This is a genomic window from Chryseobacterium sp. UF-81, assembly GCF_058245105.1.
This window is the reverse complement of the sequence record NZ_JBSIBX010000012.1, coordinates 154,459-167,307: the sequence shown is the minus strand read 5'-3', so window position 1 is coordinate 167,307 and position 12,849 is coordinate 154,459. Positions and strand designations below refer to the sequence as shown.

Below are 12,849 nucleotides of genomic sequence, written 5' to 3'. Positions count from 1 at the left end.
CTTTGCAGATTGAATAGTTCACCTCTGCTTTTCTTTGAATAAAGTTATCTCTTTTTAATTGAATACAAAGTAAAGGCTGATTGGGCAGATTTTGCAGCATTTTAAGAGACTGCTTCATCGAATCAACAAAGTTGATTCCTGCTTTGCTTTCTTAGAATAATATATGATGAAACATCATCTTTACGTTAAAACCCTGTAACATCAAATATTTGAGATAGTTTTGAAGCATTGTATGTAAAATCTTGTCAGGGCATCGTAATAAAATCTACATTGTTATTATAAAACACTATGATAGGAATTTTAAAATTTCATTAACTCAGTTTTCAACTTGCATTGCTTAAATTTGAATCAAATAAATTTAGAACAATGCTTAATTTCGAATTTAAAAATCCGACAAAAATACTTTTTGGAAAAGGCGAGATCGCTAAAATCTCCCGTGAAGTTCCAAAAGATGCCAAAATACTAATGATCTACGGAGGCGGAAGTATCAAAAACAATGGTGTTTATGATCAGGTAAAGGAAGCTCTGAAAGATCATGATCTGTATGAATTCGGAGGAGTACCTGCCAATCCTGAATATGAAGTACTGATTAACGCTTTAAGCTTTATTAAAGAAAAAAATATCAACTATCTCCTTGCTGTAGGCGGTGGATCTGTAATCGACGGAACTAAATTCCTTTCTGCCGCTGCCAACTATGCAGGTGAGCCTTGGGAAATCCTTAAAAACTCAGTGAGAACATTTGAAGGAGAAGGAATGCCTTTCGGAAGTATTCTTACATTGCCGGCAACAGGCTCTGAAATGAATTCGGGCTATGTCATTTCCAGAAGAGAAACCAATGAAAAATTATCTTCAGGTGGTCCGGGTCTTTTCCCTCAGTTTTCAGTATTGGATCCGGAGGTAATCAGAACAATTCCTAAAAACCAGATCGTGAACGGAATTACGGATGCTTATACACATGTTCTGGAGCAGTATATGACTGCCCCTTCTTCTGCTGATCTGCAGGAAAGAATTGCAGAGAGTATTCTAATCAGTCTGCAGGAAACGGCTCCAAAAGTTTTGGCTGATGATTTTGATTATGATGCTGCCGGAAATTTTATGTGGTGCTGTACGATGGCTCTGAACGGGCTTATCCAGAAAGGAGTGATCACGGACTGGGCTGTACATGCTATGGGACATGAACTGACTGCTTATTTCGGGATCGACCATGCAAGAACTCTGGCCGTTATTGCCCCTTCCCATTACCGTTATAATTTTGAAACGAAAAAGGGAAAGCTGGCGCAGTATGCTGAAAGAGTTTGGGGAGTTAAAGACGGAACTTTAGAAGAGAAAGCAGAGCTTGGGATCAAAAAAATGGAAGAATTTTTCCACAGCCTGAATATCAAAACGAAACTTTCTGAATATACGGAAGACTACAAAGGTACTGCTGAAAGGGTGGAAAAAGCTTTTACAGACAGAAACTGGTCCGGTCTTGGTGAGTACAAAAAACTGACGCCTCAGGATGCTTATAAGATTGTGGAGATGAGCTATTAGAGTTGCGGAATACGGGTTTCCGGGATTCAAATTTGTAACACGAAACCCGTATCTCGCATCCCAACTTCTATAAAATTCTTTTATTTATAAACATTTGTTTAAAAAAGCATGATTTCATTATAGATATTTCAAATTTATTTATATTTTAGCATATTCTTAAATTTGTGAAAATGAAAAAACAGCTACTTTTATTTGCCTTTTCAGCTTTGGCACTAACTTCATGTAAAGATGACAATATTGAAGCCTATGAACTAGAAATGATGAGCGGAGACTGGAAGGTAAGCAAAATAGAAATTATTTCCGGAAAAGACAATAAAACAGTACTTGAGACAGAAACTCCGTCTGACTGTCAAGCTAAAGATATTCTGCACTTCAGAAGTGATTATTATACCAGCTATACGTATTACTCTGCAATCGGGCTTGAATGCCAGATGAGCGGAAAAACTGAAGGAAAGTTTACGTATACAGAAGAGTCTAAGCTGATGAGCATTAAAAATGATAATGACACTGAGAGATGGTACAGAGTGGAAGTCCTTACAAGCCACGATCTGAAACTGGCCCGTCTGTTTGGCGCTTTTGATCAGAACGGTGACGGTACAGATGATCTCACCTATGTGACCTATAAAAGATAAACACAGACTCTCGATTTTATCGGGAGTTTTTTATTACATTTATCAGATATTTTAAAAATTGATTATAATGAAGAAGATTCTTTCAGCATTTCTGTTGCTGTATTTCGCCTTGTCCTTTTCACAGGAAAAAAAGCCCATGTTCTGGCAGGACATTCAGAATTTCAAAAAAGCGGACCAGGAAAATCCTCCGCCAAAAGATGCCATCCTTCTGATAGGAAGTTCCTCTTTTACAAAATGGACCGATGTTGCCAGCTATTTTCCTGATAAAACAATTATAAACAGGGGCTTTGGAGGTTCAAGAATGACGGACCTGAATGATTTTGCCGATGACCTTTTAAGTCCTTATCAGCCTAAACAGATCATTATCTACTGCGGTGACAATGATTTTGCAGACAATCATGATCTGAAAGCTAAAGTAGTGGTAAAAAGGTTTAAAACATTCTATAAAAAGATTCGTGAAAGATTTCCGGATATTGAAGTGGACTATATTTCCATAAAATATTCGCCGAGCCGCGAAATGCTGTGGCCACAAATGAAAGAAACGAATAAAAAGATTGCCGCTTTCATGAAAAAAGAACCTCATGCAGAATTCATCGATATTACCAAGGCTATGGAAGATTCCAACGGAAAGGTAAGAAGGGATCTTTTCGTGGAAGATATGCTTCACATAACCCCGGAAGGCTATGAAATCTGGGCAAAGGTGATGAAACCTTATATGAAATAATATCTTATATAAACAAAAAAATCCCTTAGCGGGATTTTTTTTATTTCTTTTTCTTAGATTTCGATGCAGATATCGATTTCTGCTGGGCTCTGTTAGCTCCAAATTTCTTCGGTGCTTTTCTTTTTGAGGGTCCACCCCAGTTTTCTTTCTTGTTTTTATCTTTTTTCTCGTGAAATGCTCCCCCTCCATCGTAAAGTTTTACCTGTGCAGGATTTTTCATAATGATCACATCTTCTTCGGAAGCGATCTTCTTAGGATTTATTTTCACCTCTGCAGGGAAATCGGTGAACTTAAGATCTCTATCCATTAACAGCTCAATATCAAGAATATAAGCTTCCTCTTTTTTAGTCACAAAAGTAACTGCCTTACCGTCTTTATCTGCCCTACCCGTTCTTCCTATCCTGTGGATATACTGCTCAGGAATTTCCGGAGTCTCAAAGTTGATAACATGGGTAATATCTGAAATATCAAGACCTCTGGCCATTACATCGGTAGTAATCAGCCCTCTGATCTCTTCATTTTCAAACCTTTTCATCGCTTTAAGCCTGTAGTTCTGGGATTTGTTTGAGTGAATCACATCAAACTGCTCAGGGAAAAGCTCATCAATTTTCGCAAACAGAAGGTCAGAATTTTTCTTATTATTAGTGAAAATCAACACTTTGGACATATCTTCATTGTTCTTCAATAAATGCTCAAGAAGATTGATCTTTGTATTAAAGTTTTCTACCTTGTATCCGGTCTGGTCAATTTTTTCAAGAGGCGTTCCTGATTTTGCCAATGAAATTTCTATCGGGCTGGCAAAATACTGCTCCAGCATTTCATCTACAGCATCTGTCATGGTAGCCGAGAAAAGGATATTCTGCCTTTTCGGCTTCATCATTTCGAAAATATGGGTAAGCTGGGGTCTGAACCCTAAGTTCAGCATCTCATCAAACTCATCGATAATCAGTTTCTGAACTTCTCTCAATGAAATTGCATTGTCAATAGCAAGGTCCATTACCCTTCCCGGAGTTCCTACCAAAATATCACACCCGTCATTGAATAACAGTTTCTGTGTATTGATATTTTTTCCTCCGTATATTCCGATTACCCTGGCGGTAATATTTTCTGTCAGTTTCTCAACAATTTCAGCTACCTGTACCACCAATTCTCTTGTAGGAACAAGAATCAAAACAGTAGGATTTCCTGTTTTGTTATATTTCCATGTTTTAAGAACGGGCAGAAGATAGGCCAATGTTTTCCCGGTTCCGGTCTGTGCGATCCCCATCACATCTCTTCCGGAAAGTATAGGGCCAATGCTCTTTTCCTGAATAGGTGTAGGTTCGAATAGTTCCAGATCCGCTAAAACATCAAGAATTTTAACCGGCAGGTCAAAATCCGCAAAAGTGAGTTTTTCCATGGTGCAAAGATAGGTATTTAAATTTAGAGGTTATGCTTAATGTCAATGGTGAATTTTAAGTTGTAAGAGTCAATAGCAAAGAGTCAAGAACCAAGAGCCAAGAGCCAAGAATCAAGAATCAAGAATCAAGATAGCAGACATCAGATTTCAGATTTCAGATTTCAGATTTCAGATTTTTGAATAACGTGAAATATAAATAACCCATTATTATTAATCCGCAATCCATAACTCATTTATTCTCCAACTCTATCATGTGAAGCTAAAACTTGCATCTTATAAGTCATATTTTGAAGCTATTTTTTTTTATTCCAAAAACTAACTTCTAACATCTAACATCTAATTTCTAATTTCTAATTTCTGGCTTCTCCCTTATTTCCGGGTCACCCTCAGTAAAAGTACCAACACCAATATAACAGAAAATACAAAGCCTAAAACGGCAATTAAAGACATTTCGCCGATCCGCGGACCGGATTCTGAAACAAAAACAATGGCTGTGGCAATTATATTGGCCCCCAGAACCATGGCTAAAATTAAATTGGTGATGCTGGATTTAATCAGCTGGTTGGTCTTTTCAATATTTTTAATTTCACTGGATACGGTGAATTTATTATCATCCAGCTTTTGAAGTACAGATCTTAGCTCTTTGGGAATCTCATCTACATTATCTGTAAAATTCATCATGCGGTCCATTCCCGTTTTTAAAAGATTCTTTGGCTTAATCTTTTTCGTCAGGATCTTTCTTGTATAAGGATGTAGGCTTTTTACAATATCCAGATCCGGATTGATTGTTCTCCCCACTCCTTCTATCAGACTGATTCCTTTAAACAAAAGATAAAAGTAGTCCGGCATATAAAGCCTGTTATCCTTCAGAATATCCTTCATTTTATTGATGATCACCTGAACATTGATATCCTGCAGCGATGAGCTGTGAACAAAATTCAGAATATCCTCCACATCATTTTCAAATCTTCTTTCATCAGGAATCTCGTAACTGACTGCCATTTTTTTGAGATAGCGGACAATTTTATGTGGGTTTTTAGCGACAAAACTTACGATCAGGCTTTCAAGAATTTCCTTATCATTCGGCTGGATTTTTCCTACCGCGCCAAAATCTATAAAAACAATTTTCCCGTCCTTTTTCACCAATATATTACCGGCATGCGGATCAGCATGGAAAAATCCATAATCCAGGATCTGCGAAACAAACAGTCTCAAGCCTACTTCGGATACTTTTACAGGATCAATATTGTGGGCCAAAAGAGAAGCTTTGTCAGTCACCTTAATCCCGTCAATAAACTCCATGCATAGAATATTGTTGTTGGAATATTCTTCATAGATCTTCGGAACGTACGTTTCCTTATTATTTTTAAAATTCCGGGCAAAATGCAGAATATTTTCTTTTTCATTGATCAGGGAAACTTCTTCCAGCAAAGATTTCTCAAAAGTGGAAATCGCCTGTTTCAGATTGAGCTTTTCTCCAATCTCAGAATAAGCGGAAATCAGTTTTTCCAGGTCTTTTATGAGGAGCAGATCATCTTCAATAACGGTCTGTACATCAGCTTTTTTGAGTTTGAGGATCACAGGACTTCCATCTGTCAAAACAGCTTTATATACCTGTGCAATAGATGCTGTGGCCAAAGGTTCTTTCTGAATTTCCTGAAAATGATCTTTAACAGATATATTGAATTCATTTTCCAGAATTTCCTCTACATCCATATCTACCGTATCCACCTTGTCCTGAAGCCTCTGCAGCTCCTGGATGAGTTCAGGCGGAAGCAGGTCTTCCCTGTTGCTGAATGTCTGGCCAAGCTTTACAAATGTGGGTCCAAGCTCTTCCAGCACCAGCCTGATCCTCTCATATACCGTCCCTTTAGAAATGACCTCATCGGGATCAACAGAAACCGGTTCCTGCTTATTTCCTGTATTCATCCTTGCCAGCATATCCTTAAAGCCGTACTTACTGAGTACGGAAATGAGCCTGGCTGATCTTTTCAGTTTTCGTTGCTGCTTGTCAAACATATATTTCTAAATAGTTGGTGCAAATTACTCCAAAAATTGTTCCTATTGCTATTTAATATACAAACTTAAACTCGGGATTATAGACTTTCCAGTAAAAAGAGGTGGGTATTATAATACATTCATTCCAGAAGGCTGTAGGATTTTTTAAGCACTGATTTCACTGATTTACACAGATGATTGCGCATAATTTTAATATTCAGATAAAGTAATAGCATAAACATCTGTGTAAATCAGTGAATCTGTGGTCCATAAAAAAGGAATATTGAGATTTATATTTAAATGATAAACTGTAACATAAGTTTCTACTCTGCTTCTTTATAGAAAAATGGATTAGTGTAAAATAATGTATAATGACCTTTAATTTGAATGGTATATCATAAGGTTCAATTGCCTTTCAATCATTGAAATTAAAACTGAAAAGAAACTGCTTTCCTGCAATTGATTCCATAAAAAAAGCCGCCTGGAATGGCAGCTTTATTTTAAACAATATCTTAATAAGTGATTATCCTACTACTTTAACATTGTCTGCTTCAGGTCCTTTTTTACCTTCTTTAATCTCAAATTCTACTGCCTGTCCTTCTTTTAAAGATCTAAGGCCTGAAGACTGAATGGCTGAATGATGGCAAAAAATATCGTTTCCGCCCCCGTCTGGTGTAATAAAACCAAAACCTTTTGTTTCGTTAAACCATTTTACTGTTCCTGTCATTATATTTTATTTAAATTGATCAGTGAAGATAGTAAATTTTAAGAATATCCTCAAAAAAAATATATATTCTTAACTGATTTTTTCAAATCCCTGACCATGTTAAAAGCAAAAAAAATTTACACTCATGGTATTATTTAATGGATTTTTTTATCTTTATACCTATCAAACTAACCTATAAAATATTAAAAAATGAAAAATTTACGTAACAACAAACTTTCAAGAGAGCAATTAAAAGGAATCAGCGGAAGCGGTATTATTATCGGAAACTGTTCAAATGAATGCTGTCCTACTGACGGAAGACCAAGATGTCCAAGACTGATCTGCCCTGCCGTGGTATGTCCTCAGTATCTGTAAAAAAAGAATCTATTTTAAGCATATAGAACCGATTTCGAAGGCTCTTTTGTTTAAATTATGCTAATAAAATATCCTGTTCAGATTGAACAGGATATTTTTATTAAAAACTATAACTTTTATTTAAGATAGGTTTCATACAGGTCTTTTCTGCGGTCATTCATCACCTGAACGGAGCCATTATGGTGAAGATCCTTAAGCAGATTCAGGTCTACATCTACAATAAGGGTCATTTCCGTATTGGGAGTTGCTTCCCCTTTTATGGCATTGGATGGGAAGGCAAAATCTGAAGGGGTAAATACGGCAGCCTGCCCAAATTGGATATCCATATTATTAACTCCCGGAAGGTTTCCTACGCAACCTGCAATAGCAACGTAACATTCATTTTCAATAGCTCTTGCCGCTGCACAGTGACGTACTCTTATATAGGCATTCTGGGTGTCGGTAAGATAAGGTACGAAAAGGATTTTCATGCCCTGATCTGCCAAAATTCTCGGCAGTTCGGGAAATTCCACATCATAACAGATGACAAGGCCAATTTTTCCGCAGTCGGTATCGAAAACCCTGATCTCGTTTCCTCCTTTCATTCCGTAATATTTTCTTTCATTCGGCGTGATGTGGATCTTCCGGTATTCATCGATCCGGCCGTCACGGTGTAGCAGATAGCTCACGTTGTACAGATCGTTATGATCATGATCAAAAACAGGCATACTTCCGGAAATAATATTGACGTTGTAACTGATGGCCAGCTCAGAAATTTTATTCTTGATATCTTCACTTAATTTAGCCAGTTCTATCATACTGTCTCTTTCTGAAAGCTTGTTGAACGGCGCCAGCAACGGGGTATTGAACAGTTCCGGGAAAAGGACAAAATCGGATTTATAATCACCCATCACATTGACAAAAAACTCTACCTGCTCATAAAAAGCATCAATATTTTTAAAATGCCTCATCTGCCACTGTACAAGTCCTAAACGGATGATGCTGTCCTGCATGGTATTGGGCTTTTTGCTGTAATAGATATTGTTCCATTGAAGCAAAACAGCATTTTCCAGTGAGGATTCATCTTCGGGAAGATACTTTTTAAGGATCTTTATGGGAAGAAAGTTATTGGAAAGCTGGAAAGACAGTACCGGATCGTAAATCTCCTTGTCTCTCACTCTGCGGATGTATTCTCTTGGGGAAAGCTCGTCGCTGTATTTATGATAGTTCGGGATTCTTCCACCCAGAATGATAGACTTTAAATTGAGCAGTTCACATAGTTCTTTTCTGGCGTCATACAATCTTCTTCCCAGACGCAGCTCACGGAATTCAGGATCAACAAAGACCTCAATTCCATAGAGTACATTTCCTGTGGAAAGATGGGTATTGAAGGTGTAATTTCCGGTAATATCTACATAGGTATGATCGTCTCCGAATTCGTCATAGTTCACAATAATGGAGAGTGCTACGGCAGCCAGTTTACCGTCTACGGTAATGCAGATCTGACCTTTAGGGAATATTCTGGTGAGCTTTTCGATGCTCTTTTTAGACCAAATAGATTCAGACATCTGCGGATACGCGCGTTTCATTGTTATTACCAGTTCATCATAATCCTGAAGGGTCAGGGCTCTTGTTTCTATTTGCATTTGACGTAATTTTACTTAAATTTAAGGAAAAATAATCAGCAGAGAAATTTATTACCAAAACACATCCATAAAAATGAAAATATACTGTCTGATTCATTCTATAACAATTCTAATAATTTTTGCCTTATCTTTTTTAAATTCAGCCTCATCCAATAATGTTTCTCATAATTTAAATCTATTATTCAGTTCAAATCTAAATAGCCGTGACGGGAAAAATTTTCTTTATTGGTTTTCAGGATTATCAATATTGATAAGTTATTTTATTGTTGGTGAGAACAAGATATTTAAAGGAATATATTTTTTATTAATCTCAATAAGTACTGTATTTATAGTATTTTCTATATAACAATTTTAAACTAAATATCCCTTATTAAAGAGTCAGTAGAACTATAAAGCAATGGCTATTATCATACACAATCAATCTGAATGCCCTCTCTGCCATACGATTTTGTATGATCACCAGAATGTCGTTTTGTTTTCGGCACTTATATCCAATACAAAGGATCCTTTGTATATTTTCAGCGATGCAGGTATACATCGTTCCTGTCTGGAAGGACATTTTTTAGGCAGTAAAGCTTCAACTTTTTTAGAGAAAGTAATATTCAAAACAAGGCCTGAAAACAGAATCTGTGATATTGGTGGGAATACAATAGATCTTCCTGAAAAATTATCTATTTATTAATTTATTGACATCTGATGAAACGGAAGAACTCTACTCCTTCAACTTCATGAATATTGATATCCGAAATCTTTCAAATTGGGTGGATAAGCAAAATTTAGTTGATTCCATCGAGCAATTTTTAGAGGAAGAAAAATGGGAAGCTGCGGAGTCATTTAATTATTTAAAATATGTTTTGGAAAAAATAAAATCCTGCCCATAATGAGCAGGATCTATATTACAAAATCACAGTGAAAATTACTCCCACTCAATCGTTGCAGGCGGTTTGCTTGAAATATCGTAAGCCACTCTGTTGATTCCTCTTACTTCGTTGATGATTCTGCTGGATACCGTATCCAGGAACTCATAAGGAAGCCTGCTCCACGTTGCCGTCATAAAATCGATGGTGTTGGCAGAACGGACTACAGCTGTGTATTCATAGGTTCTTTCATCTCCCATTACTCCTACTGATTTCACTGGAAGAAGGACTACGAAAGCCTGAGACACTTTTTCGTAAAGATCATTTTTGTATAATTCTTCAATGAAAATATCATCAGCTTCCTGAAGGATTTTCACTTTTTCAGCGTCTACAGCTCCCAATACTCTGATCCCTAATCCAGGACCCGGGAAAGGGTGCCTGTGTACCAAATGATGCGGAATACCTAACTCCTCACCCACTTTTCTTACCTCATCTTTGAAAAGCTCTCTTAACGGCTCCAGTAATTCGAATTCCATATCTTCAGGAAGCCCTCCCACGTTGTGGTGAGACTTGATCACTGCAGATGGACCGTTCACAGACTGACTTTCAATCACGTCAGGATAGATCGTTCCCTGAGCTAAGAATTTAGCGCCTTCAATTTTATGGGATTCTTCATCAAAAACATGAATAAATTCGTTTCCGATGATCTTTCTTTTCTGTTCCGGATCATCTACTCCTGCCAGCTTTGAAAGGAATCTTTCTTTGGCATCCACCATTTTAATGTTCATATGGAAATGTTCTCCATAGTTGTCCATTACTTTCTGGCCTTCATCTTTTCTCAATAAACCTGTATCCACGAAGATACATGTCAACTGATCACCGATCGCTTTATGAATTAAAACTGCTGCTACAGAAGAGTCCACACCTCCTGAAAGTCCAAGAATCACTCTGCTGTCTCCCACTTTCTCACGGATTTCTTCAACTGTTTTTTCGATATAGTTTGTCAACTTCCAGTTTTTCTCAGCATTACAGATCCCGAAAACAAAGTTTTCAAGCATCTTTCCGCCTTCTTCTGTGTGAGAAACTTCCGGATGGAACTGAACGCAGTAGATTTTTCTGTCTTCGTTGGAAATAGAAGCCATAACTCCTGATTTGGCATTTAATTCAAAACCGGCAGGCAATTCTCCCACTTCGTCAAAGTGACTCATCCATACAATAGAATTCTGAGTAACTCCTTTTAACAAAGCATTTTCTTTAATGATATCTAAATGAGCTTTTCCGTACTCTCCTTTTTCACCTTTGTTTACTTTTCCGCCTAAAAGGTGAGCCGTAAGCTGCATCCCGTAACAAATTCCCAAAACAGGAATTCCTTGCTCATAGAGTTCTTTTTCTACCAGGTGGGCATTTTCTGCATTCACAGAGCTTGGTCCTCCGGAAAGGATAATTCCTTTTGGCTGTTTTGCTAAAATATCCTGTAAAGGTGTATTGAAAGGAAGGATTTCAGAATATACACCCATCTCACGGATTCTTCTTCCGATAAGCTGGTTGTACTGTGATCCGAAATCTAATATGATAATACCGTTGTTCATTTTATAAATGATAATTGATGATTGATAAATGATAAAAGCTTTAAGCTATAGGCTATAAGCAGTAGGCTTTGTTTTGTCTCGCTTATTGCCTATAGCTTTCAGCGTACTGCTCTCTCAACTGTTTTACAAAAAAAGACTTGGAGATGTTCCAAATCTTTTTTCGTGATTTATTTTAAAACTTTCCGATGTCTTCTCTGTAGAAGCCGTAATCGAAATGGATATGACTTGCATCTTCGTATACTTTTTTGCGGGCGTCGTCATAAGTAGCTCCGGTAGCGACAATGTTCAGAACTCGTCCACCATTGGAAACCACTTTGTCAGCTTTTCTTACTGCACCTGCATACAGAAGTTTGGAATGTTTCAGTTTGTCTTCTCCTACAATTTCGTATCCTGTTTCGATGTTTCTAGGGTAACCTCCGGAACACATCACAAGGCATACTGCTTTTTCGTCTTTAAACTTAAGCTGGATATCTTTCCCTTCCATACAGTCCTGGATCACATCAAGAAGATTGTTTTCCATTAGGGCCATCAGTACCTGAGTTTCAGGATCCCCGAATCTCATGTTGTATTCAAGAAGGTAAGTTCCGTTCTTAGTAACCATCAGTCCGAAGAAAATGATTCCTTTAAAGCTGAATCCCTCTCCTTTAAGACCGTTAATGGTCGTCTGTAAGATATTTTTTTCAAAATCAGCATAGTGCTCCTGAGTAAAATCAGGGCTTGGCGCTACAGATCCCATACCTCCTGTATTGGGTCCAGTGTCACCGTTCCCGGCTTTTTTGTAATCTTTTGCAGCAATACAAGGGAAAATCTTTTCACCGTTTGAGAATGCAATGATTGAAGCTTCAAAACCTTCTAAATATTCTTCAATAACCAGACGGATGCCGGCATCTCCATAGATTCTTCTGATCATGAAATCGTGGATCGTAGCTTCAGCTTCTTCAAGGTTATCGCAAATCACAACTCCTTTTCCGCCAGCCAGACCACTAGCCTTGATCACTAATGGATACTGCTGTGTCTGTACATATTCTTTAGCATCATTGTATGAATCAAATACCACAGCTTTTGCTGTCTTGATATCATAGGTCTGCATAAATTTCTTAGAGAAAGCCTTACTTCCTTCCAGGCTTGCTACTTTTTGATTGGGACCAAAAACTTTAAGATCGTGCTTTTTGAATTCATCCTTCAGGCCTGCTACAAGCGGAGCTTCAGGACCTACAATCGTAAGATCTATCTTTTCTTTGATAGCGAAATCTCTCAGTTCTTTGATCTCTGATAAATGAACATTTTTCCCTATTACATCGGTGGTAGCATTACCGTTAGCAAAAAACATTTTAGAAATTCTCGGGTCATTCTGAAGCTTTGCTGCTAAAGCAGATTCTCTACCGCCTTCACCTATGATTAATATTCTCATACT

The 12,849-nt window shown here is 37.5% G+C and carries 11 protein-coding genes; 5 read left to right on the top strand and 6 right to left on the bottom strand.

Annotated elements, in window-relative coordinates; translation table 11 throughout:
• Nucleotides 1–366: 366 nt before the first annotated feature.
• The 3 genes from AC4IFE_RS16540 (at nt 367) to AC4IFE_RS16530 (ending at nt 2,886) form a co-directional block, all read left to right on the top strand.
• On the top strand, nt 367–1,530 hold the full coding sequence (locus tag AC4IFE_RS16540; RefSeq protein WP_490758242.1) for an iron-containing alcohol dehydrogenase: 1,164 nt from the start codon (nt 367–369) through the stop codon (nt 1,528–1,530).
• A 170-nt stretch (nt 1,531–1,700) separates the two neighbouring features.
• The gene (locus AC4IFE_RS16535) at nt 1,701–2,162 is read left to right on the top strand and encodes a lipocalin family protein (RefSeq protein WP_490758241.1); all 462 of its coding nucleotides are present in this window, start codon (nt 1,701–1,703) and stop codon (nt 2,160–2,162) included.
• 67 nt (nt 2,163–2,229) lie between these two features.
• The gene (locus AC4IFE_RS16530) at nt 2,230–2,886 is read left to right on the top strand and encodes a GDSL-type esterase/lipase family protein (RefSeq protein ID WP_490758240.1); all 657 of its coding nucleotides are present in this window, start codon (nt 2,230–2,232) and stop codon (nt 2,884–2,886) included.
• A gap of 40 nt (nt 2,887–2,926) precedes the next feature.
• On the opposite strand, the gene AC4IFE_RS16525 is transcribed toward AC4IFE_RS16530, so the two are convergent.
• The 3 genes from AC4IFE_RS16525 to AC4IFE_RS16515 all read right to left on the bottom strand — a co-directional run bounded on the left by AC4IFE_RS16525 (nt 2,927) and on the right by AC4IFE_RS16515 (nt 7,010).
• Entirely contained in the window at nt 2,927–4,285 is a 1,359-nt protein-coding gene (locus tag AC4IFE_RS16525) for a DEAD/DEAH box helicase (RefSeq protein ID WP_490758239.1), read from the bottom strand.
• A 369-nt stretch (nt 4,286–4,654) separates the two neighbouring features.
• Nucleotides 4,655–6,304, bottom strand: a complete 1,650-nt coding sequence (locus tag AC4IFE_RS16520; RefSeq protein ID WP_490758238.1) for an ABC1 kinase family protein — start codon at nt 6,302–6,304, stop codon at nt 4,655–4,657.
• A 502-nt stretch (nt 6,305–6,806) separates the two neighbouring features.
• Nucleotides 6,807–7,010, bottom strand: a complete 204-nt coding sequence (locus tag AC4IFE_RS16515; RefSeq protein WP_167409426.1) for a cold-shock protein — start codon at nt 7,008–7,010, stop codon at nt 6,807–6,809.
• A gap of 189 nt (nt 7,011–7,199) precedes the next feature.
• Between AC4IFE_RS16515 and AC4IFE_RS16510 the strand changes: the two genes are divergently transcribed.
• Nucleotides 7,200–7,364 (top strand): hypothetical protein, encoded by a 165-nt coding sequence (locus AC4IFE_RS16510; protein WP_490758237.1) that lies wholly within the window; start codon nt 7,200–7,202, stop codon nt 7,362–7,364.
• A 116-nt stretch (nt 7,365–7,480) separates the two neighbouring features.
• On the opposite strand, the gene AC4IFE_RS16505 is transcribed toward AC4IFE_RS16510, so the two are convergent.
• A complete protein-coding gene (locus AC4IFE_RS16505) occupies nt 7,481–8,989 on the bottom strand; it encodes a carbon-nitrogen hydrolase family protein (protein ID WP_490758236.1) in 1,509 nt (502 codons plus the stop codon).
• Nucleotides 8,990–9,386: 397 nt separating this feature from the next.
• On the opposite strand from AC4IFE_RS16505, the gene AC4IFE_RS16500 reads away from it, so the two are divergent.
• Nucleotides 9,387–9,671: a hypothetical protein gene (locus AC4IFE_RS16500; protein WP_490758235.1), complete on the top strand. Its 285-nt coding sequence runs from the start codon at nt 9,387–9,389 to the stop codon at nt 9,669–9,671.
• A 234-nt stretch (nt 9,672–9,905) separates the two neighbouring features.
• Here the strand turns inward: AC4IFE_RS16500 and guaA are convergent, their stop codons facing one another.
• A complete protein-coding gene (guaA, locus tag AC4IFE_RS16495; protein ID WP_490758234.1) occupies nt 9,906–11,435 on the bottom strand; it encodes a glutamine-hydrolyzing GMP synthase in 1,530 nt (509 codons plus the stop codon).
• A gap of 172 nt (nt 11,436–11,607) precedes the next feature.
• The gene (gene purD, locus AC4IFE_RS16490) at nt 11,608–12,846 is read right to left on the bottom strand and encodes a phosphoribosylamine--glycine ligase (protein WP_490758233.1); all 1,239 of its coding nucleotides are present in this window, start codon (nt 12,844–12,846) and stop codon (nt 11,608–11,610) included.
• Nucleotides 12,847–12,849: the final 3 nt, after the last annotated feature.

Bases quoted from the DNA above. Each gene is read 5' to 3' on its own strand.
- AC4IFE_RS16535 (WP_490758241.1), top strand. From the start codon at position 1,701: ATGAAAAAACAGCTACTTTTATTTGCCTTTTCAGCTTTGGCACTAACT.
- purD (WP_490758233.1), bottom strand. From the start codon at position 12,846: ATGAGAATATTAATCATAGGTGAAGGCGGTAGAGAATCTGCTTTAGCA.
- AC4IFE_RS16520 (WP_490758238.1), bottom strand. From the start codon at position 6,304: ATGTTTGACAAGCAGCAACGAAAACTGAAAAGATCAGCCAGGCTCATT.
- AC4IFE_RS16500 (WP_490758235.1), top strand. From the start codon at position 9,387: ATGGCTATTATCATACACAATCAATCTGAATGCCCTCTCTGCCATACG.
- AC4IFE_RS16515 (WP_167409426.1), bottom strand. From the start codon at position 7,010: ATGACAGGAACAGTAAAATGGTTTAACGAAACAAAAGGTTTTGGTTTT.
- AC4IFE_RS16505 (WP_490758236.1), bottom strand. From the start codon at position 8,989: ATGCAAATAGAAACAAGAGCCCTGACCCTTCAGGATTATGATGAACTG.
- guaA (WP_490758234.1), bottom strand. From the start codon at position 11,435: ATGAACAACGGTATTATCATATTAGATTTCGGATCACAGTACAACCAG.
- AC4IFE_RS16530 (WP_490758240.1), top strand. From the start codon at position 2,230: ATGAAGAAGATTCTTTCAGCATTTCTGTTGCTGTATTTCGCCTTGTCC.
- AC4IFE_RS16540 (WP_490758242.1), top strand. From the start codon at position 367: ATGCTTAATTTCGAATTTAAAAATCCGACAAAAATACTTTTTGGAAAA.
- AC4IFE_RS16525 (WP_490758239.1), bottom strand. From the start codon at position 4,285: ATGGAAAAACTCACTTTTGCGGATTTTGACCTGCCGGTTAAAATTCTT.
- AC4IFE_RS16510 (WP_490758237.1), top strand. From the start codon at position 7,200: ATGAAAAATTTACGTAACAACAAACTTTCAAGAGAGCAATTAAAAGGA.